Below are 20,531 nucleotides of genomic sequence, written 5' to 3' on the forward strand. Positions count from 1 at the left end.
CAGGATAACCGGCGCCGTTGAGCTAACACATCGCCTCTTACGCGACCAGCGGCTCCGGCTCAACCACCGTACCGTTGAGCATGATTTCCGGCACATAGCGCAGTTCATTGAGCAAACTTTGATGGTTCTGCCCCAAGAGCAGGATGACGCTGTCCGCGGCATCCAGACGGTGGTCATCATTGTTATCGACAATGAGGTAGCTGCTGTTTTGCTCGCCGAGAACGCTGCTGACCCCGACCTTGGCGCTCAATGCTCCAGGCTGACCGAGATCGAGCAACGCGGCCAACAGCTGGCTGGCGCTGCTGCCCTGTTCGGCCGTCAGGGCACCGATTCTCGCCTCCACGCCTTGCGCATCGCTGACGCCATAATCCGCCAGCTTCCCACCGCCGGCCCCCTGAACGATCCGCAGACCTGAAAGCACATCATCGATGCTGCCCTGTGTCAGCGAAAAGTCTTTTAACGTCACGCCTGACGCCGCCGTGCTGCTCTGCAGCGTAACGTGGCTTTTCCCTGCGCCGGCGACGATCGTCGTGTCTCCCTGCACGTTAAATTGATCGCTGCCTCCTCCGCCTTTGACCAACAGCTGTTCGCCCTGTAGCCCAAGATCTTCCAGCAGCGGCGCCAATTTGGCCTGCGCGCCACCACTTAACGGCAGCAAGTCCAACATTTGAATGATCGTGCCGTCACCGCTGCCGCCATGAGAGGACGTCAGGGTGAACCCATTACCGGCAAAGGCCGAAGCGTCAACCTGGCGGACCTGAGTGTACCCCTCCGTTAGCGTCAGGTTGAAATTCGCGCCGCCGGACAACGTAATGTCTTGCACCTGATCATTTTGCCCCGTCAGCGTCAAGGCGCCATTTCCCCAGCCGCCGGTGTTAATGGCAACCAATGTCAATGGATTTTCATCGCCATGCGAGTCAAGCGCCAACGAGCCGGCATTACCGCGCCCGGAGAACAACAGGTCGAAACGATCGGTGGCATTCTCAAGGAAGGCTATCTCCAGCCGGCTGTCCGCATGATCACCGATGCCGCTGATTTCAAGGCGCGCCGCATCGGCATTGGCGTTGATCACCTTGACGTTATCCGCCCGGCCGGACAGCAACAATCCCTCACGGCCAAGCGCCTGCGCCGCCCGGCTCTGCACGACCGTCCCTCCGTCCGTTCCCTCTACGGTGGCGTTGCCGCTCAGCACCCCGTAGTCAAACACATGAGCACTCGTCGCCAGCGCTTTCGTGCTGTAACCGTTCCAACCGATTTGCGTCAGCGTAGCCTCCGCCTGACCGATGTAACCCGCCATATCTATCTGTTCGAAATGACTGAAATTGGCGGCATTGCTGCTCACCGTACTGATGCGCACGCCAAAAAGATCGAGCGTCGAGGTCATTTTGACGATCAGGTTGGCGGACAAAATATCGTGCCCGTCACCGCCATCGGCGCTGAATATCCACCCCACATGATTGGCGCCGCCATCGGCATTGCCTCCCCACAGCAGGCTGTCATTGCCGTTGTTCAGATAAAAGTGCCCTTGGGCGGCGGCGAGATCGGCCTGCGAAGTGAGCTGCACCCGATCGTCGCCATAGGTGCCATGCACTGTCACATTGGCATTGTTTACCGTCATCTCCACCCCATACCGAGCCGCAGGGTTATTATGCAGCCGGATATCCGCCGCAGCGTCGCCATTGACGATCAGGTAAGAAAGCTGCGAGGCATAGCTCAGGTCAACCGTAACGTCCGCGTCAGCATCCAGGAATACCCTGAACAGCACGGCAGTTTCCGCATTGCTCAGCGTATGGTGAGCATGCGTATTCACCGTACCCGACGCGTTGCCGCCGCCCTCGCTGGTGGCGAGAGAAGCAGTCGTTTTATACGCCAGGCTGGCGCCGACATCACGCGCGAACATCCACTGTTCATACTGAACGTCACCTGCCGGCGGCGCATTGATCAGATCGGCGATCACCGCCTGCGTGACCAGTGCCTTGTCGCCGCCCAACGCCCGATAGTGTTCCAACTGCTGTTCATCCGCCGCCCGGCCATGCACCGCCTGATAGACGTGCTGAATAAAGTCGTCCCCCTGCAAACCACCGAGCTGCGCCTGAAATTCCGGCGTAGCCAGAAGGGCCGAGACCAATTCGGTATAGCTCAACGTACCGGAGGCCAGCGTCTTGCTCCAATTGTCCAGCGAGACGCTGTCCACCGCCCGCTCGGGCAATGCACGGAACAGCGCCGCTATCTGCTCCAGATACTCGGTCGCCGGCAGTTCGCCCGGCGAATATTCCTGGCCCGCCGCATTGAAATGCTGTTGAGCCGCCGCATCTTCCGGCGCCACCACCCCGCGCAACTGCGCGATCATATCCACCAGCAGATCGCCACGCGTCGCGCCTTCCGCCAGCCGTTGCTGGTAAGCGGCCAGTTCAGGTGCCGTCGGCGGCCGTTCGAATCCCTGAGCGAACAGATGCAAAATGAAGTCATGATCGGAAAGGTCGTTAAGCGGCAGGGTGGCAATCTTGCTCTGCGCCAACGCAGCCAGATCGCCCCCCTGATTGAGCAGCTTGCCGTCATGCGCAATTTCATCGGTCTGCCAGGGCGCTCGCAGCAGATAAAACATCGCCTGCGCGTCGCCGCTTCCGCCGGCGGCATCGGCGGCCGTGCCGGGGTACAAACCTTCAGCAATGCGCTGATCGAGCGCATCACGCTGCGCCAGCATCACCGGGTCGTCCCCCAGATAGTTGAAGAGGTCGATAACAACGCTGGCGACAGCGCTGTTGAAATGCCCCTGTTGCAGTAAGGCATTGATGTAATCCGGATCGGGAGCGGTATTGTAAACGGAGAAATAAACCTGGCTGAGAATGTCGTATTCGCTTTGGCCGCTCATCCAACCGGCATCGGGTTGGCTCATTAAAATACTGGCCATATAGGCGGGCGGCTGGCTGCCGATATCAAATGCGCTGTCGTAGTAATCGATTTCCGCCGCCGTCGGCAAACGCCCGAAAATGCCGATGATTAAGGCGCCGACCTCTTGTTGCGTAGCTAAAGGAATCATAATAAATCCCGTCAGTGTAATGGACTAAGTTCGCGGCATGGCTGCGCCGCGGCCTGTCTCCTACATCGCGAAGAGAGACATTGCACACTGCCTGGAGGGGTTTTTATAGGTATGACTACAGTTAAGAAATGCTGATGCGATAAGTCAATAAAACGGGGAGAACCGATTCTCGGTATGGGACTTTGCTCCCATACCGAGGCACCTGAAGACCTAGCGCCAGCGTTCGGCTGCCCAGGCGGCCTGTTGCTCGGCGTTATGGAAGGTCCAGGCGACGAAGCGGCTGATCTTCTGCCCTTGCGCCATCTCGATGGTGCGCACCTCGGCCGCGCCCGCCACTTTCAACGCATGATAAATGGCCGGCAACGTGGTGTTTTTCGAGATGAGCGAGGTGAACCACAGGCAGTTGTTGGCCTTGCCGACGCTCTCTGCCACCATCTTGCGCACAAAGGCTTCTTCGCCGCCTTCGCACCACAGCTCGTTGTTCTTGCCGCCGAAGTTTTGCACCGGCTTGTCGGCCACTTCCCCTTTGCCCAGTTTATGCAGCTTGCGGCGGGTGCTGGCGCGCGCTTCCTGCTCGGACGCGTGGAACGGCGGGTTGCACAGGGTGGCGTCGAATTTCTCGGCCGCGCCGATAATGCCGCTGAAAATCAGCTCAGGCTGTTTTTGCAGCCGCAGGCGCACGCTGTTGCGCAGCGTCGGGTTCATCTCGACGATCATCTTGGCCGAGTTGAGCGACACCGGATCGATTTCGGAGCCGGTGAAACGCCAACCGTATTCGCGCAGGCCGACGATCGGGTAAATGCAGTTGGCGCCGACGCCGACGTCGAGGATCGCCACGCCCTTGCCGCGCGGGATCTCGCCGCCGTTGCTGGTCGCCAGCAGATCCGCCAGGTGATGCAGATAGTCGGCGCGGCCGGGGATCGGCGGGCACAGATAATCAGCCGGAATATCCCAGTGTTCGATGCCGTAAAAGTGTTGCAGCAACGCACGATTGAGCATTTTCACCGCCGCCGGATCGGCGAAGTCCACCGAGACATCGCCCCAGGCGTTCGGTTTTACGAACGGCGCCAGCGCCGGGCAACTGGCGATCAGCGCCGGGAAGTCGTAGCGCGAACGATGACGGTTGCGCGGATGCAGGCCGCTTTTCTGCTGCGGGAAGGTTTTCTTTTTTTCCACCGTGACGGGCTCTCTTGAAGGGATTTCCGGCGCGTAAGATAACACATCCGGCCCGCAATGGCGCAGCGGCGGGAAACCCGGCACAATGAAAGCTTCATCGATTGCCACAGGGGCCCCCATGAGCCGTGAATCTCGTTATTATTATGAACCCGCCGCCGGCCACGGCCTGCCGCACGATCCGCTGAACGCCATCGTCGGCCCGCGCCCCATCGGCTGGATCTCTTCCCGCAGCGCCGCCGGCTTGCGTAATCTGGCGCCCTACAGCTTTTTCAACTGCTTCAACTATCGCCCGCCGATCATCGGTTTCGCCAGCACCGGCTGGAAAGACAGCGTGGCGAATATCGTGGAAACCGGTGAGTTCGTCTGGAACCTGGCGACACGCCCGCTGGCGGAAGCGATGAACAACAGTTCCATCAACCTGCCGCGCGGTGAGGACGAATTCGCCTTCGCCGGCGTCACGCCGCTGCCCGGGCGCCGGGTCAAAGCCGAGCGCGTGGCCGAAAGCCCGGTGAACTTCGAATGCCGGCTGACCCAATGCATTCAGTTGCAAACCGCCGCCGGCGAACAGGTGGAGACCTGGCTGATATTGGGCGAAGTGGTGGCGGTGCACCTCGATCCGGCGCTGCTGGACGAACACGGCGTCTACCAGACCGCCGCTGCCGAACCTATCCTGCGCGCCGGCGGCCCGAGCGCCTACTACGGCATTTCCGAACAGCACCGTTTCGATCTGGCGCGCCCAACGCGCTGATCGTCTCCCCCTGTTTATGCAGAAGATGAACGGGGGAATTAACAATCAAAAAATTTGAACAAAACTGTCAACACTCTCCGATTTCATCCCGCCTGTCACTGCGCAATAATCCTCCCATCGAAAGGCAAACCCCTTTCTCCCTAATTCACTTTGACAGGAATGACCCACATGAAAACCATCAAAACTTTTGCTGCCGCTATCGCCCTGGCTACCGTTTCTTTCACCACTTTCGCCGCTGAACACGTCAGCGCGCAGGATGCCGCCCAATTCGAAAAAGCCGGCGTGATCGTCGCCAGCGGCGCAACCGACCTGAGCAGCCTGAAGTCTCAGCTGGCCGCCAAAGCCGATGCGGCGGGCGCCAAGGCTTTCACCATCACCTCCACCAGCGGCAATAACCTGATGCACGCCACCGCGGTTATCTACAAATAATCGCCGCCCCAGACGTCAAAAAGCCCGCCGGCTATCACCCCGGCGGGCTTTTTTTATGTTCGCGTGCGTCAGCGCTGAATGGGTACGACAGCGAATTTCTTGCCGTCCGCTTTGTCAGCAACTAATGTAAATTCAGTCCAATATTTGCGCGGCGCCTCATTTGACGCGTTGCCGACCGTCGCAATCTCAACCGAATAGCTATGCCCAATCTGGAACCCGTCGAAAGCCTCCGTTAGGCATTCGCCTGGCATGACCGCTATCGGTTGCTGGCCCGGCGCAACCGAAGTGGACCATTCAGCCTTCCCTCCGGCCCCCGGTTGATAAATTCCGATGCCCACCAGCTCGCGTTTTCCGTCAATATCGTCCGGCACGCTAATGCATACGCGATTGTTTTTAACGCTGACGTTTGCCGGATAGAACCAGGGACGTTCCTGCACACAGCCGCTCAGCAATGCCAGCGCCAATAAAAAAGTCAGTTTTTTCATTTCATTGCCTTAGGATTACGCGGCTCTCGAAGGAACAACCGTAACACGGTTTCATAGCGAGTTTTAAGATCTGGCCCTTCCAAGCCAGTCATCCGTTTGTTACGACGCCACTCTTCTCGACTAAAACGAATAAGTAAAAAGTAATCAGCAAGGATGGAAGCCTGCTGCTCCATTCCGTAATCAGCGAGAGTGTTATAGTTGGGAAGAGAGTATTCATAAGTTGCCGCCCAGCTCATGGTACCTCGGAGCAACACATTCATTTTCATTTGATACTGCCAAACATGCGCCATTTCATGGATAAACCAATGTTGAAAACCCGCGCCCTCTCTTGAATAATCTTCACGAAAATTCTTTGGAGTGAAATAAATTTCGCCGTTCGGTGTAACGGCCGTATTATCATTTTGCAAACCTAAAGGGAAATAACCCGCGTTATGCACACTCACTCTCGAGTAATCGATAGCATTCTTAAAAATGATCTGGGCTATTCCTATCTCACCGACGGTGAGCTTTCGCGCCATTCCTTTAGCCGTAGTCATATCGTCAGTTCCATTAACAAGTGAAAGAATACCCTAGCATAAATAGCCACCTTGTGCGGGAATGCCCTGATAGTTTGGGATAATTCTCCCGGAAAAATTGATGGTATCCTCTCGTTATTGCGACACCAATTCTAATTTATGATGTACTCACTAAAATCTATTTATTCTTTAAATAACTAAAACAAAGAGTTTTTTGCCGTCCGCATTATCCCCCACGCGCCAACGAGCCGGAAAATTCTGTCGCCAACAGGCAGAAACCCTGTATTCAGTGGGGCTTGCACACACATTTTTTTACCTGCCCATGGCTGGACTAACGGGAGAGGATGATTATCATGTTACGCAGACTACAGATGCAGAGAGCGTTGTATGCAACATATCATTGAAGGTTTCCTCAGTTTCCAGAAAGAGATTTTCCCACAGCGTAAGGAACTGTTTCGCAGCCTTGCCTCCAGCCAAAATCCTAAAGCGCTGTTTATCTCATGCTCTGACAGCCGTTTAGTGCCTGAGCTGGTCACACAGCAAGAACCAGGGCAACTGTTCGTTATCCGTAACGCCGGCAACATCGTCCCTTCCTTCGGCCCGGAGCCGGGCGGGGTTTCTGCGACCATCGAGTATGCAGTGGTGGCGTTGGGAGTTACCGATATCGTGATTTGTGGCCACTCGAACTGCGGCGCCATGAAGGCTATCGCGTCTTGCCAGTGCCTCGACCCTATGCCTGCGGTAGCTCACTGGCTGCACTATGCCGATGCGGCAAAAGCGGTGGTCGAGAAGAAAACCTGGAATAGCGAAACAGACAAAGTTAACGCTATGGTGGAAGAGAACGTTATTGCTCAGCTAAATAATATCAAAACCCATCCTTCTGTGGCGGTGGGTCTGCGCAACAGCGGGCTGCGCCTGCACGGCTGGGTGTACGACATCGAAAGCGGCGAAATTCGCACGCTGGATAGAAACACCAAGAGCTTCGTGTCTCTGGCCGATAATCCCGACGTCTATTTCGAATAAAATCACGCCTGGTTTTAACCATTAAATAAAATCCACGCTTCCGCGTGGATTTTATTGTCAGCCTTAAACCAAACGCGCCTCTATCGCCGCAGCGAAGTCGCGGCACATCCGTTCGTCACCGTCGGCATTGTCTGCCAATACCGTCTCGCCATCCACCACCCGAATATGCGCCTGCAAATCGAAATCCGCCGGCGGCTGCGGGCGGGCGGCGGCGGCGGCCATCGTCTGCTGCGCCTCATGCCACGCCTGCGCCACCGTCTGGTTGCAGGCCTGCGCCAGATAGTCCGGATTAAACCCTTCGCCGGTCAGGCTGCGCAGCGTGTCGTCATGGCTGACGCTGTTGCCCGGCAACCAGTAGTGTTGCGCCAGATCCGGGCCGATGGCCGGGTTGTCCGTCAGGTAACCGTCGCGCTGCAGGAAGAAATGACGGGTTTGCTCCACCGCCATCATCGCCAGCAGATAGCCCTGGTAGGAACAGGCGGACTCCAGCGACAGCAGATGAGGGATCGCCAGCGTCGGGCGCGGGCTGCCGCTGATGCCGAGGATCTTCTGCTCGACCTCGCGCGCCAGCGCGGTGATGGCTTCCGGCGTGCGCTGCTCGTCATCCCACTGATACAACGCCCACTCGAAGTACGGCACCAGCAGGATATGGCGTTCGTTGAACGCGCGCATCGGCTGGCGCGCCGCGATGCCGGCCTCAATCAGCGCATCGGGCACCGCTTCGCCGGCGGCGTTTTTCGCATAGCGCTTCAACCAGTCGGCATCGTCCAGCAGGCTGTCGCAGAACATCGACTGGGTTTCGGCATAGGCCATCGAGGTCGGCGGGAACTCCTGCGAGAAGCACGGCGCATTCTGGCGAATATTGGCGAAGTGCGCCGCGTGGCCGCCCTCGTGGAACAGGGTGTTGAGCCCGTAAGCGCCGCTGCCCACCTGCCCCGGCTGCGCCAGGCTGGTGAAGTTGATGCGCGCCGGCACCCATTCCCCCTGGCGCACAAACGGCGGCACCGGGCCGTGCATAAAGCCATTCTCATACTTGCCTTTGCGCACCAGCAGATCGAGATTCATCTCGGCGCCGCCAAAACCGATGTGCAGACGTTTGAAGCTGTCGACCCAGCGTTCCAACGAACGGGAAAACGGGAAATAAGGATCCAGTTGGCGGGTGACGTCGCCGGCGCTGGCGAAGCGCACGTTCCATGGCTCCAGCGCCTGGTCGCCCTTGTCGGCCGCCAGCTGCTGCAGGCTGCGCGCGTTGGCCTCGCGGGTTTCCCGCTCGAAGCGATCCAGAATGGCGAACAGCTGCTCCGGCGTCATGCGCTCGGTTTTGTTCACCTTGTAGTCGAAATAGTTGCGATAGCCCATCTGGCGCGCAAAGCGGTTGCGCAGGCCGATCAGCTCCGGCAGGCCGTTATGCAGCAGCCATTGCTCCAGATCGCGCAGCGCCTGCTGCGAGCTGCGGCGATAGTCTTCGTTCGGGTTGGTCGCCTGGTTGGTCAACAGCTCGCCGAGCGAGGCCGCCACCCGCCGCCCGTCGGCGTTCAGGTGCGTGACCTGATAGCCCTTGCGGCGCGAGTAGAGATCGGACTCGGCGTGGATGATTTGATCCAACAGCGCCTGCGCCTGCGAGTCTTCAATGGCGTTGCAGTCGAAGAAACGCAGCCAACCTTGCAGGCCGTGGATCAGCGCATCGCGCTGCGCCTCCTGCGGCAACGCTTCCAATCCGGCCAGCAGAGTGCGGATCTCCGCCAGCCGGCGCGGTTCGGCGATAAAGCGCTTATAGGCGCTTTCCGCGGCGGAAAAGCGCGCCGAGACGTCTTCACCGCCGGTGCCCATGTAGTTTTGCCAGAACAGCTCTTCTTTGGCGCGGTGTACGTCGAGGTAATCCTGGTTCAATTGATTGAAGTAATCGAGAGCCTGTTGCATAACCGTCCTTCTCAGCCGATGAGGAAATATCCCAGTATAGTCGCGCTTAGGCCTGATGCAGGCGTTTCAGCCCCTGCTCCAGCGTCTCGCTCTCGCCGGCGGCCACCAGGCAACAGGCGACCTGCCGCTGGATGGCCTGCGGTATCGCCACCTCGCCCGCCAGACAGCGTTCAGTCCAGCGCGCGGTGGTTTCCGCGTCTTTCGCCGCCGGCAATGCCGGCGTTTCATCCGGCAAGGTGCGCTCCAGCAATATGCGCTGTTCGCCGCCGACGATGTGGTGAATTTGCGGGCAGCGCAGCGGGTTGGCGTAAGCTTCGCCTTCCGTGCCGTGCATCAGCAGCCCGCGGGCGCCAATCTGGCGGAAAAACGACGCCACCCGGCCGACATACTCCGGGTGTGAAACGCTGGCGAGGCGCAGCGCATCCTGTTCGCCGAACGGCGTCGCCAGCTTGGCCAGCGTATGGGCGCTGTTGCGCACCCCCATGCGCCAACGCAACCCGAGCTGCCGCGCCAGCGGCGCCGACAGCGTGGAAACCGGCATGAATACCGCCTCGCCGTTATCGAGACGCTGTTGGGCGTGAGCGGCCTGTTCCGACCACGGCAGCCCAAGCGCGCGGAAAATCTCGGCGCTGGTCACGCGGGTGCTGTCGTCCAGCACGCCGTGCACCACCACCGGCAGGCCCACTTTCGCCAGCAGCAGCGCCAGCAGCGGCGTCAGGTTGGCCTGCTTGCGCGCGCCGTTGTAGCTCGGCAGCACTACCGGCAATGGCCTCCCCTGCGGCGCCTGCAGCGACAATACCTGCTGCTGCATCGCCTGGTAGAACCCCAGCATCTCCTCTTCGGCTTCGCCCTTGATGCGCAACGCGATCAGAATGCCGCCCAGCTCCAGCTCGGGGACCTCCCCGGCCAGCATCGCCTGATACAGCTCAAAGGCGGTCTGTCGGTCCAGGTCGCGCGCATGGTTTTTGCCGCGGCCTATTTCTTTGATAATTTTGGTGTAATCCATCCGAAGGTTCCCTCAGCTCACTCTTCGGTTAGCATACCCTATCCGCGCCGCCGCTCAACCTCCGCCGCCAGTCGCCGCTGCGCTTCATCGCCATCGCGCAGCCCGGCGATCACCCCGCCGGCATCCTCGGCGCTGCGGTTTTGGCTCATTTTCCATTTGCCTTCGCGCCGGGTGACGGCGATCTCAATACCGACGATGCCTTTAAGCTGTGCGGCGATGTAGTTGGCCGGCGCATCCTCGAGCCGCCAGGGTTCAGGACGCCGCCCTTCCTGCTGCGCGGTGAGATCGATCAGTTGGCGGCGCAGCCAGGCCGGGTCGTCCGTCACCGTCGGCACGCCATGCAGTTGCACCACGCTGTAATTCCAGGTCGGCACCACCTTGCCGGTCTGGCGCTTGCTCGGGTACCAGCCGGGCGACACATAGCCCTCCTGGCCCTGAAAAATCACCAGACATTCCGCCGCCTGTTGCAAACGTCGCCAGTGCTCGTTGGCGCGCGACAGGTGCGCCCGCAGCCGGATCTGCCCCTGTTCGACATCGGCCAGAAACGGCAGCGGATCGGCCGTCAATCCCTGCTCGCCGTGGCTGACCAACAGCCCCAGCGGGTGGGCGCGCACCAACGCCAGTTGGGCATCCAGATCGTCTTCGCGAAATGCGGCGGGTTGAAACATCAGTGTGGCTCCTTATCGCGCTCTCATGATGACGACAGTAAAGCACCCGCCGGCGGCCTACTTAAGATCCGCTTTCTGAGTATTTCGAGTGATCCGGTTTAACAAGATCAGGGCGACGCCCATCGCCACCAAATTACAGAGCATCGCACCGGCAAAGGCCTGGGCATAGCGTTCCGCCGCGCCGCCGCTCGCCAACAGCGGCACAAAACCGACGCCGCTGACCACGATACCCAGCGCGCCCCCCACCTGCTGCACGGTGGCCACCAGACCCGCCGCCATGCCCGCCTGCCGCTCCTGCGCCAAACCCAGCACCAGATTCAGCAGCGGCGTCATGCTCAGCGCCTGGCCGAATCCCAACACCACCAACCCCGGCAGCAGCCGCAGCGGATGCGCCAGCGCCGCCCCCCACAGCGCCTGCGCCATCAATAGCGCCAACCCGGCGGCGTAAATCGCCACGCCCACGCTCAACACGCCGTTGCCCCAACGCAGCGTCAGCCGGGGCGCCAGCATCGAGGCCAGCATAAAGGCCGCGCTGGCCGGGGCGAACAGGCTACCCGCCTGAAAAGGCGTCAGCCCCGCCCCCGCCTGCAGCAGCAGCGCGAAGCACAAGAAAAACGAGGAAGCGGTGGCATAAATCGCCAGCACCACCGCCATACCCGGCGCGAAGCCCGCCTGGCGGAACAGCGCCGGATCGAGCACCGCATCATCACCGCGCTGCGCCAGGCGGCGTTCCCAACGCAGGAAGCCCCACAGCGTCAGCAGCGCCAATGCCAACATCGGCGCGATCCACCACGGCCAACCGCGCGCCGGGCCTTCCAGCAACGGCAGCAGCAACAGCGACAGGCCGGCCGCCGCCAGCCACAGGCCGACGCCGTCCAGCCGCTGCGTCTGCGCCACCCGCGATTCGGGAATGCGCCGCGCCGCCCACAGCGCCAGCGCGCCGATAGGCAAATTGATCAAAAAGATCATGCGCCAGCCGCTGCCGAACAGGTTGGCCTCAATGATAAATCCGCCGAGGATCTGGCCGAAGATTGCCGCCAACCCCAGTGTCATGCCCAGCCAGGCGAAAGCGCGCCGCCGCTGTTGCGGCGCGTACAGCACCCGCATCAAGGCGTAAATTTGCGGGAACAACAGCGCCGCCGCCGCCCCCTGCAGGATACGCGCGGCGATCAGCAGGCTGAGCGATCCCGCCAGTCCGCACAACAGGGAACTCAGCGTGAATCCCAGCATGCCGAGGCTGAACAGACGCCGACGCCCGAAGCGATCGCCCAGACGCCCACCGGCGATCAACAGCACCCCAAACGCCAGTTCATAACCGGCGACGATCAAACCGACCCCGGCGAAATCGGCGGCGAACTGCCGCTGGATCACCGGCGCCGCCACGTTGACCACAAACAGATCGAACACCGTGACGAAACCGCCCAACAGCAGCACCGGCAGGCCGGGTAATCCCCGCCGTTCAACAGATAATGAATGTTCCATACCACCTCCAGAGATTATGATGGTCGCAGTATGGAATAGAGTTTAAACTGTTACTATATAGCCATTTATACTATTACTGACAGCAACAGGACGGCCGACATGCCCCCACGCACCCTCGAACGCACCCGCCACGAACTGGGGGATTTTCTGCGGCAAAAGCGAGAACAACTGTCGCCGGAGGCAGTCGGCTTGCCGAGCGGCAGCCGCCGCCGCACGCCGGGCTTGCGGCGCGAGGAGGTGGCGGCGCTGGCCGGCGTCGGCCTCACCTGGTACACCTGGCTGGAGCAAGGCAGGGAAATCAATGCGTCGGTGACGTTTTTGGAAAATCTGGCGCGGGTGCTGCAGCTCGATGCCACCGGCCGCTACCACCTGTTTTTATTGGCGCATCAGCGCCCGCCGGTGCCGGTCGGCCATCAGTGGTGCCAGGTTTCGCCGTTGGTGCGGCGCCTGCTGGACGACCTGACGCTGCGGCCGGCCTACGTCATGAACCTCAGTTGGGACATCATCGCCTGGAATCCGGCGGCGCAGCGGCTGTTCGCCATCGGCGAGCGCCCGGCGCAAGAGCGCAACATGTTGTGGATGCTGTTTGCCGATCCGCAGCTCAATGCGCGCCTGCTGGAGTGGCGGGCGCAGGCGCCGCAAATCCTGGCCAGCTTCCGCCGCGACTACGCCCGTGCGCCGGAGGATGAGGTGATGCGCCAACGGGTACAGGCGCTGGAGCAGGTATCGCCGCAGTTCCGCCAGCTCTGGCGGCAGCATGATATTCACGGCCGTTGCCAGGGGCGGCGCAGCTTCACCCTCCCGGAGATCGGCCCGGTCACCTTTGACCACGCCTCTTTCATCGTCGACGAAGAGAACCACCTGCGGCTGGTGATGTACAGCGCGCTGCCGGACGAACCGGCCAGCGCGGCGTTTGAAGCGCTGCTGCGCGAAGATTAACGACGGCTGTCGAAAATGAGTTTGCAGGCCAGCCCGGCGAATACGCCGCTCAGCAGGTAGTTCGGCCAGCGGGCGCTGAAGCGGCGGCCGGCGAAACGGCTTTTCATGCCGCTGACCGCCAGGATCACCCCGCCGTTAATCAGCAAGCCGACCAGATTCAGCACCGTCGCCAGCGCCAGCATCTGCACCACCACCGAGCCGGCGCGCGGATCGATAAACTGCGGGAACAGCGCCAGCACGAACAGCGCCATCTTCGGGTTGAGGATGTTGGTGAACAATCCCTGACGGAAAATGCGCGCCGTCGGCACCGCCTGCAACCCGGCGGAAGCCTGCAGACTGCTGCCGGATCGCAGCGTTTTCCACGCCAGATAGAGCAGATAGGCCGCGCCCAACATTCTCACCGCGTCGTAAGCCAGGGGTACGGCGACGAACAGTTGCGACAACCCCAGCGCCGCCGCCAGCGCGTGGCAGTACGTGCCGAGCTGGATGCCCGCCAGCGAAGCGAAACCGGCGCGCCGCCCCTGGCTGACGCTGCGCGAAGCGATCAGCAGCATATCCGGGCCGGGGGTCAGCGCCAGCGCCACGCAGGCGCCGGAAAACAACAACAGCGTTGCGGCATCAATCATGAATCACCTGATAAGAAGACGGACGGGGATGGAGCCTCCATCATAGCGACGCCGACGTGGCTTGTCAGCGCCGCTCGCGTCAGATCACCCACAAATCGAGGTACTCGTTGACCGGCATCTGCGCCAGCCGCTGCCGATCCAGCGACACCTCGAGAATGCGCTGCTGCTGCAGGGCCGGGAACTGGCGCGCCAGGTTGGTTTTGAACTTCTCGATCAGCAGCGGGATGCCCTCTTCGCGCCGCCGCGCATGGCCGATAGGATACTCCACCGCCACCTCATCCAGACGGCTGCCGTCGGCGAACTCCACCGTCAGCGCATTGGCGATCGAGCGTTTTTCCGGATCGTGATAATCGCGCGTGAAGGCGGGATCTTCATGGCAGTGGATCTTGCCGCGCAATGCGTCGATGCGCGGATCCTCGGCCACCCGATCCTCGTAATCGGCCGCCGTCAGCCGGCCGAACAGCAGCGGGATCGCCACCATATACTGAATGCAGTGATCGCGATCCGCCGGGTTATCCAGCGGCCCTTGCTTGTCGATAATGCGCAGGCAGGCCTCGTGGGTGCGGATGCTCACCCTGGCGATATCGGCGGCGGTTTTGCCGGCGGCCTGCATCTGGCGGTGCAGCGTCATGGCCGCCTCCACGGCGGTCTGGGCATGGAACTCCGCCGGGAACGAAATTTTAAACAGCACATTCTCCATCACATACGCGCCGTACGGCCGCTGGAAGCGGAAAGGTTCGCCGTTGAACGAGACGTCGTAGAACCCCCAGGTCGGCGCCGTGAGCGCCGAGGGATAGCCCATCTCGCCGGTGGCGGCCATCAGCGCCAGCCGCACTGCGCGCGCGGTCGCATCCCCCGCCGCCCAGGATTTGCGGGTGCCGGCGTTCGGCGCATGGCGATAAGTGCGCAGCGACTGCCCGTCCACCCACGCCAGCGACACCGCGTTCAGGATCGCCTCGCGGCTCAGGCCGAGCAGCTGCGCCACCACCGCGGTGGACGCCACCTTAACCAGCAGCACGTGATCCAACCCCACCCGGTTGAAGGCGTTTTCCAGCGCCAGGCAGCCCTGGATCTCGTGCGCCTTAATCATGGCGATCAGCACCTGCCGCATGGTCAGCGGCGCTTTGCCCGCCGCCACCGCCTGACGCGAGAGCCAGTCGGCCACCGCCAGGATCCCGCCCAGGTTGTCCGACGGGTGGCCCCACTCCGCCGCCAGCCAGGTGTCGTTGAAATCGAGCCAGCGGATCATGGCGCCGATATTGAACGCCGCCTGCACCGGATCCAGCTGGAAACGGGTGCCCGGCACCCGACTGCCGTTCAGCACCTCGGCGCCCGGCACCACCGGCCCCATCAGTTTCTTGCAGGCCGGGTAGCTCAGCGCCTCCAGCCCGCAGCCGAGGGTATCGAGCAGGCAATAGTGGGCGGTGCGGTACGCCGCCGGGGTATCGACGGCCTCTTTCATCACATAATCGACGATATCGACCATCTCGCGATCGAACGGCGGACGGCCGGTGTTGGCAGACTCAAGCATCATGATCCCCAAAGGCTCCATAGTGAAAACGACACGATAACGATCGGCGCTCAGCGCTGATCCAGCGGTACGAACGCCCGCGCTTCCGGCCCGGTATAGTTGGCGGACGGGCGAATGATTTTGTTGTCCTGCCGTTGCTCGATGATGTGCGCCGACCAGCCGCTCACCCGCGCCATGACAAACAGCGGCGTGAACATTTCGGTAGGCACCCCCAGCTGGTGGTAAGACACCGCCGAGAACCAGTCGAGGTTGGGGAACATGTTTTTGGTGTCGCGCATCACGCTTTCCAGCCGGTCGGCGATGTCATACAGCTTCATCGCGCCCGCTTCCTGCGACAGGCGCCGCGCGATCTCTTTGATCACCTGATGGCGCGGATCGGAGACGGTGTACACCGGGTGCCCGAAGCCGATCACCACCTCTTTGTTGTCGATGCGGCGGCGAATGTCGGCTTCCGCTTCGTCCGGCGTTTCATAGCGTTGCTGGATCTCCAGCGACACCTCGTTGGCGCCGCCGTGCTTCGGCCCGCGCAGCGCGCCAATGGCGCCGACGATCGCCGAATAGACGTCGGATCCGGTGCCGGCGATCACCCGGCCGGCGAAGGTCGAGGCGTTGAACTCATGCTCGGCGTACAGGATCAATGACGCGTGCATCGCCTGCTCCCAGCTGGTGGAAGGCGCTGCGCCGTGCAGCAGGTGCAGGAAGTGGCCGCCGATGGAGTCGTCGTCGGTCTCCGGCTGAATGCGCTCGCCGTTGTGGCTGTAGTGATACCAGTAGAGCAGCATCGATCCCAACGACGCCAGCAGCCGGTCGGCGATGTCGCGCGCGCCGGCCGCGCCGTGCTGCTCTTTTTCCGGCAGCGTGCAGCCGAGGGCCGAAACGCCGGTGCGCATCACGTCCATCGGGTGAGATGCCGCCGGCAGCGCCTCCAGCACCGTGCGCACGCTGGCGGGCAGGCCGCGCAGCGCTTTGAGCCGCTGCTTGTAGGCATGAAGTTCGTCGCGGTTGGGCAACTTGCCGTGGATCAGCAGATGGGCGACCTCTTCAAACTCGCAGTGGCGCGCGAGGTCGAGAATGTCGTAACCGCGGTAGTGCAGATCGTTGCCGCTGCGTCCTACGGAACACAGCGCGGTATTCCCGGCGGGCACGCCGGATAACGCCACGGATTTTTTCGGCTTAACGCCAGTCGGGCTTTGCGGGGGGATCGCTTGGCTCATACTGTCCTCATTTGGCTTCTGCGTGAATGGCGCTTATTCGTCGCGCTGGCGAGCGAACAGAGCGTCGAGTTTCTCTTCGAACAAATAGTAGTTGATGCTTTCGTACAGCTCGTTGCGGGTCTGCATGGTGTCGATGACGCTTTTCTGCGTGCCCTCCTCGCGCAGGGCGCGGTACACCCGCTCCGCCGCCCGGTTCATCGCCCGAAAGGCCGACAGCGGATACAGCGCCATATCCACCCGGGCGCTGCGCAGCTCGTCGGTGGTGAACAGCGGCGTCGCGCCGAATTCGGTGATGTTGGCGAGGATCGGCACCTGCGTCGCTTCGGCGAAGCGGCGGTACATGCCCAGTTCGGTGATCGCTTCCGGGAACAGCATGTCGGCCCCGGCCGCCACGTAAGCCTGAGCGCGCTCGATGGCCGCCTCCAGCCCCTCCACCGCCAGCGCGTCGGTGCGCGCCATGATCACGAAGTCCGGATCGCTGCGCGCATCCACCGCCGCCTTGATGCGATCCACCATCTCTTCGGTGGAAACGATGGCCTTATTGGGCCGATGGCCGCAGCGCTTGGCGCCGACCTGATCTTCGATATGCAGCGCCGCCGCCCCGGCCTTGCTCACCGAGCGCACCGTGCGGGCGACGTTGAACGCCGATGCGCCGAAACCGCTGTCGACATCCACCAGCAGCGGCAGCGGGCAGACGTCGGTGATGCGGCGAATATCGGTCAACACATCGTCCAGCGTCGAAATGCCCAGGTCCGGCAGCCCCAGCGAACCGGCCGCCACGCCGCCGCCGGAAAGATAGATGGCCTGGAACCCCGCCCGCTGGGCCAGCAGGGCATGGTTGGCGTTGATCGCGCCGGCGATTTGCAGGGGTTTCTCTTTACTCAGGGCCTGACGAAAGGCGAGCCCGGGTGAGCGCAGCGTCATGACGTTCTCTCCGATTAGCTAGATGGAACAGACAGAGCAAGGGGCGGGCCAGGTTGCACTTTGGCGGGGAAAAAATTAAAAGCGATAAAAATAAGTGAGTTATAAAATTCGCGTCGCCATTGGGCAGACCAAGCGATAAAAAACGTTTCAGTTAACGTTTCAATCGCGGTTTCATTCGGCATATTTGAAACATGACTGAAACAAGGCTACACCTAATGCAGCCACTTTCATTCGGTAACCCACCATGAGCGATCACATCACGCCGTCCCGCACGCCGGACAAACCGGTGATCTGGACCGTCTCCATCACCCGCCTGTTCGATCTGTTCCGGGATATCAGCCTCGAGTTCGACCATCTGGCGGTCATCACCCCGATCCGCCTCGGCTTTGAGGAGGCGGTGCAGCATATCCGCGCTCGCCTGGCGACCGAGCCTTGCGACGCCATCATCGCCGCCGGCTCCAACGGCGCCTACCTGAAAAGCCGCCTGTCGGTGCCGGTCATTTTGGTCAAACCCGGCGGCTTCGACCTGCTGCAGGCGCTGAGCAAGGCGCGCAGAACCGCCGATCGAATCGGCGTCATCACCTACAAAACGCCCCTGCCCGCGCTGCTGGAGTTCCAGCAAACCTTCGATCTGCCGCTGGAGCAGCGCAGCTACGTCACCGAAGAGGACGCGCGCGGCCAGATCGCCGAGCTGAAAGCCGCCGGCATTCAGGCGGTGGTCGGCGCCGGCCTCATCAGCGATCTGGCGGAAGAGGCCGGGCTCACCGCCATTTTTCTCTATTCCGCCGCCACCCTGCGCGCCGCCTTCAGCGACGCGCTGGACGTGACGCGCCTGATGCTGGGCGGCGCCAAACGCGGCGGCGACTACGCCGCGCGCAATACCCTGCAGCCGCGCTATGGGCTGAGCGATTTACAGGGCGATTCCCCGCAGATGGAACAGACGCGGCGCACCATCATGCTGTACGCCCGATCGCCGGCGGCGGTGTTGATCGAAGGCGAAACCGGCACCGGCAAAGAGCTGGCGGCGCAGGCGATCCACCGCGAATACTTTTCCCGGCGCGGCGCGACGCCGCCGTTCGTCGCCATCAACTGCGGCGCCATCGCCGAATCGCTGCTGGAGGCGGAACTTTTCGGCTATGAGGAAGGCGCCTTTACCGGCTCACGGCGCGGCGGCCGACGCGGGCTGTTGGAAACCGCCAACGGCGGCACCCTGTTTCTGGATGAGATCGGCGAAATGCCGCTGCACCTGCAAACCCGGCTGCTGCGGGCGCTGGAAGAAAAAACCATCACCCGAGTCGGTGGGCAACAGCCGGTGGCGGTCGATTTTCGCGTTATCAGCGCCACCCACAATCGCCTGGAGCAGGCGATTCAACAGGGCGATTTTCGCGCCGATCTGTTCTACCGCCTGAGCGCCCTGCGGCTGCAGCTGCCGCCGTTGCGGGCGCGCGGCGACGATATCACGATGCTGGCGGAACACTTTCTGAAACAGTCGCTGGCGGCGCTCGACGTGCCGCTGACGGAGCCGCTGCGCACCGCCCTGGCCGGCTGTTACGCCGCGCTCAGTCATTACGCCTGGCCCGGCAACCTGCGCGAGCTGCGCAACATGATGGAGCGGGTGGCGCTGATGCTGAGCACCGGCGCTGCGCCGAGCGGCGAGACCCTGCAGTGGCTGCTGCCGGAGCTGGCGGTGGCGCCGCCGCCCGAGACGCCGGCGGCGCCCATCTCCGCCCACGAAGCCCTGGCGCGGTGCGGAGGCGACCACGCCGCCGCCGCCCGGTTGCTTGGGATCAGCCGCACCACTTTATGGCGCCGGCTGAAAAAACCGCGCTGAGCATCAGCCGGCGCGCCGGCCGTCCGAGGCCGGCAGCAGTCGCGCTCGCCGCTCGCCCAGCAGGTTCATGCCCGCCGCCGCCAGCAGGATGATCGCCGCGCCCAGCAGCTGCCACACAGACAGCCGGTGGCCAAACGCCAGGCGATCCACCAGCATGGCGGCGATCGGGTAAATGAACGACAGCGAGCCGATCAGATTGGTGGGCAGCTTCTGCAGGGCGCCGTACATCAACACGTACATCAGGCCGGTGTGCAGCACGCCGAGCGTCGCCAGCATCCCCCACTGCCCAACGCTGGCCGAAACGTGGAAATCCACCAGCGGCAACAGCATCACCGCCCCCACCGTCACCTGGATCAGCGCAATAAGATGCGGCGGCGTGCCCTTCAGCCGCTTGGCCGCCAGCGCCATCAGGGCGTAGAAAAACGCCGCGCCGAGCGCCAGCGCGATGCCCGCCAGATAATGACTCTGCTCCCCCGCCTGCCGCGGTTGCGCCAGCACCACCAGCATCATGCCGCCGAACGCCAGCCCCAGCCACAGCAGCTTGCGGGCGGTCAGCCGTTCCCCCAGAAACAGCGCCCCCAGCCCTACCAGCATAAACGGCTGGGTGTTGTACACCGCGGTGGCGATGGAGATAGACGCATAGGAATAGGCGGCGAACAGTAGCAGCCAGTTGATCACCAGCGCGACGCCGCCGGCGATCGCCAGCAGCAGCGTGGCGCGCGTCAGCGCATCGCGTCGCAGCTGCCCCAATACGCCGCACACCGCCAGCAGCGCCAGCGCGCCTACCGCGCAGCGCCAAAACACCACGTTGATAACCGGCTGGCCGGACATCAACACAAACCAGCCGATGGAGCCGGAAATCAACATCGCCGCCGCCATCTCCAGCGATCCGCGTTTTATCTCTGCATTCATTCTGCGTTCCTCGAAGCTTGCCCAGAGACATAGCTTGCGGCTTCGCCGGGCGGCTTTCCATA

At 62.1% G+C, this 20,531-nt stretch carries 18 protein-coding genes; 5 read left to right on the top strand and 13 right to left on the bottom strand.

Features of this window, described 5'->3' with window-relative positions; translation table 11 throughout:
- Positions 1 to 37: 37 nt before the first annotated feature.
- Positions 38 to 3,040, bottom strand: coding sequence for a DUF4214 domain-containing protein (locus L085_RS21030; protein WP_044031647.1), 3,003 nt, complete (start codon positions 3,038 to 3,040; stop codon positions 38 to 40).
- Between the two features lie 210 nt (positions 3,041 to 3,250).
- Complete coding sequence (rlmF, locus tag L085_RS21035; protein WP_175628150.1) at positions 3,251 to 4,216, bottom strand: 23S rRNA (adenine(1618)-N(6))-methyltransferase RlmF; 966 nt, start codon at positions 4,214 to 4,216, stop codon at positions 3,251 to 3,253.
- A gap of 118 nt (positions 4,217 to 4,334) precedes the next feature.
- On the opposite strand from rlmF, the gene L085_RS21040 reads away from it, so the two are divergent.
- Both L085_RS21040 and L085_RS21045 read left to right on the top strand, forming a co-directional pair.
- Entirely contained in the window at positions 4,335 to 4,964 is a 630-nt protein-coding gene (locus tag L085_RS21040; RefSeq protein ID WP_044031648.1) for a flavin reductase family protein, read from the top strand.
- A 168-nt stretch (positions 4,965 to 5,132) separates the two neighbouring features.
- Positions 5,133 to 5,393 carry a YdgH/BhsA/McbA-like domain containing protein gene (locus tag L085_RS21045; RefSeq protein ID WP_015377148.1) on the top strand — a complete coding sequence of 87 codons (261 nt, stop codon included), beginning with the start codon at positions 5,133 to 5,135 and terminating at the stop codon, positions 5,391 to 5,393.
- Between the two features lie 68 nt (positions 5,394 to 5,461).
- Here the strand turns inward: L085_RS21045 and L085_RS21050 are convergent, their stop codons facing one another.
- Both L085_RS21050 and L085_RS21055 read right to left on the bottom strand, forming a co-directional pair.
- Positions 5,462 to 5,878, bottom strand: a complete 417-nt coding sequence (locus L085_RS21050) for a putative T6SS immunity periplasmic lipoprotein (protein ID WP_044031649.1) — start codon at positions 5,876 to 5,878, stop codon at positions 5,462 to 5,464.
- Entirely contained in the window at positions 5,875 to 6,414 is a 540-nt protein-coding gene (locus L085_RS21055) for a hypothetical protein (protein WP_044031650.1), read from the bottom strand. Before L085_RS21055 ends, L085_RS21050 begins: the two co-directional genes overlap by 4 nt.
- Positions 6,415 to 6,780: 366 nt before the next feature.
- On the opposite strand from L085_RS21055, the gene L085_RS21060 reads away from it, so the two are divergent.
- Positions 6,781 to 7,416, top strand: a complete 636-nt coding sequence (locus L085_RS21060; RefSeq protein ID WP_004939270.1) for a carbonic anhydrase — start codon at positions 6,781 to 6,783, stop codon at positions 7,414 to 7,416.
- A 63-nt stretch (positions 7,417 to 7,479) separates the two neighbouring features.
- On the opposite strand, the gene L085_RS21065 is transcribed toward L085_RS21060, so the two are convergent.
- The 4 genes from L085_RS21065 to L085_RS21080 are packed head-to-tail and all read right to left on the bottom strand — an operon-like array spanning position 7,480 to position 12,492.
- Positions 7,480 to 9,336, bottom strand: a complete 1,857-nt coding sequence (locus L085_RS21065) for a M3 family metallopeptidase (protein WP_004939273.1) — start codon at positions 9,334 to 9,336, stop codon at positions 7,480 to 7,482.
- A gap of 46 nt (positions 9,337 to 9,382) precedes the next feature.
- Entirely contained in the window at positions 9,383 to 10,342 is a 960-nt protein-coding gene (ybiB, locus tag L085_RS21070) for a DNA-binding protein YbiB (RefSeq protein WP_015377146.1), read from the bottom strand.
- A 38-nt stretch (positions 10,343 to 10,380) separates the two neighbouring features.
- Entirely contained in the window at positions 10,381 to 11,010 is a 630-nt protein-coding gene (locus L085_RS21075) for an FMN-binding negative transcriptional regulator (protein WP_015377145.1), read from the bottom strand.
- A gap of 57 nt (positions 11,011 to 11,067) precedes the next feature.
- Positions 11,068 to 12,492, bottom strand: coding sequence for an MFS transporter (locus L085_RS21080; RefSeq protein WP_044031651.1), 1,425 nt, complete (start codon positions 12,490 to 12,492; stop codon positions 11,068 to 11,070).
- Positions 12,493 to 12,591: 99 nt separating this feature from the next.
- Here L085_RS21080 and L085_RS21085 point away from each other — a divergent pair, with 99 nt between their 5' ends.
- Positions 12,592 to 13,431: a helix-turn-helix transcriptional regulator gene (locus tag L085_RS21085; protein ID WP_044031652.1), complete on the top strand. Its 840-nt coding sequence runs from the start codon at positions 12,592 to 12,594 to the stop codon at positions 13,429 to 13,431.
- Here the strand turns inward: L085_RS21085 and L085_RS21090 are convergent.
- The 4 genes from L085_RS21090 to prpB form a co-directional block, all read right to left on the bottom strand.
- On the bottom strand, positions 13,428 to 14,057 hold the full coding sequence (locus tag L085_RS21090) for a LysE family translocator (protein ID WP_025302070.1): 630 nt from the start codon (positions 14,055 to 14,057) through the stop codon (positions 13,428 to 13,430). The two genes, L085_RS21085 and L085_RS21090, sit on opposite strands and share 4 nt — an antisense overlap.
- Before the next feature lie 79 nt (positions 14,058 to 14,136).
- Positions 14,137 to 15,588 (bottom strand): bifunctional 2-methylcitrate dehydratase/aconitate hydratase, encoded by a 1,452-nt coding sequence (locus L085_RS21095; RefSeq protein ID WP_041922316.1) that lies wholly within the window; start codon positions 15,586 to 15,588, stop codon positions 14,137 to 14,139.
- A gap of 50 nt (positions 15,589 to 15,638) precedes the next feature.
- Positions 15,639 to 16,802 (bottom strand): 2-methylcitrate synthase, encoded by a 1,164-nt coding sequence (gene prpC, locus L085_RS21100; RefSeq protein WP_044031653.1) that lies wholly within the window; start codon positions 16,800 to 16,802, stop codon positions 15,639 to 15,641.
- 33 nt (positions 16,803 to 16,835) lie between these two features.
- The gene (gene prpB / locus L085_RS21105; RefSeq protein ID WP_016928535.1) at positions 16,836 to 17,726 is read right to left on the bottom strand and encodes a methylisocitrate lyase; all 891 of its coding nucleotides are present in this window, start codon (positions 17,724 to 17,726) and stop codon (positions 16,836 to 16,838) included.
- 244 nt (positions 17,727 to 17,970) lie between these two features.
- On the opposite strand from prpB, the gene prpR reads away from it, so the two are divergent.
- Positions 17,971 to 19,557 carry a propionate catabolism operon regulatory protein PrpR gene (gene prpR, locus L085_RS21110; protein WP_044031654.1) on the top strand — a complete coding sequence of 529 codons (1,587 nt, stop codon included), beginning with the start codon at positions 17,971 to 17,973 and terminating at the stop codon, positions 19,555 to 19,557.
- A 3-nt stretch (positions 19,558 to 19,560) separates the two neighbouring features.
- Here the strand turns inward: prpR and L085_RS21115 are convergent, their stop codons facing one another.
- Positions 19,561 to 20,469, bottom strand: a complete 909-nt coding sequence (locus L085_RS21115; protein ID WP_044031655.1) for a DMT family transporter — start codon at positions 20,467 to 20,469, stop codon at positions 19,561 to 19,563.
- Positions 20,470 to 20,531 lie beyond the last annotated feature (62 nt).

It is taken from the genome of Serratia sp. FS14, from assembly GCF_000695995.1.
Lineage (GTDB): Bacteria > Pseudomonadota > Gammaproteobacteria > Enterobacterales > Enterobacteriaceae > Serratia > Serratia nematodiphila.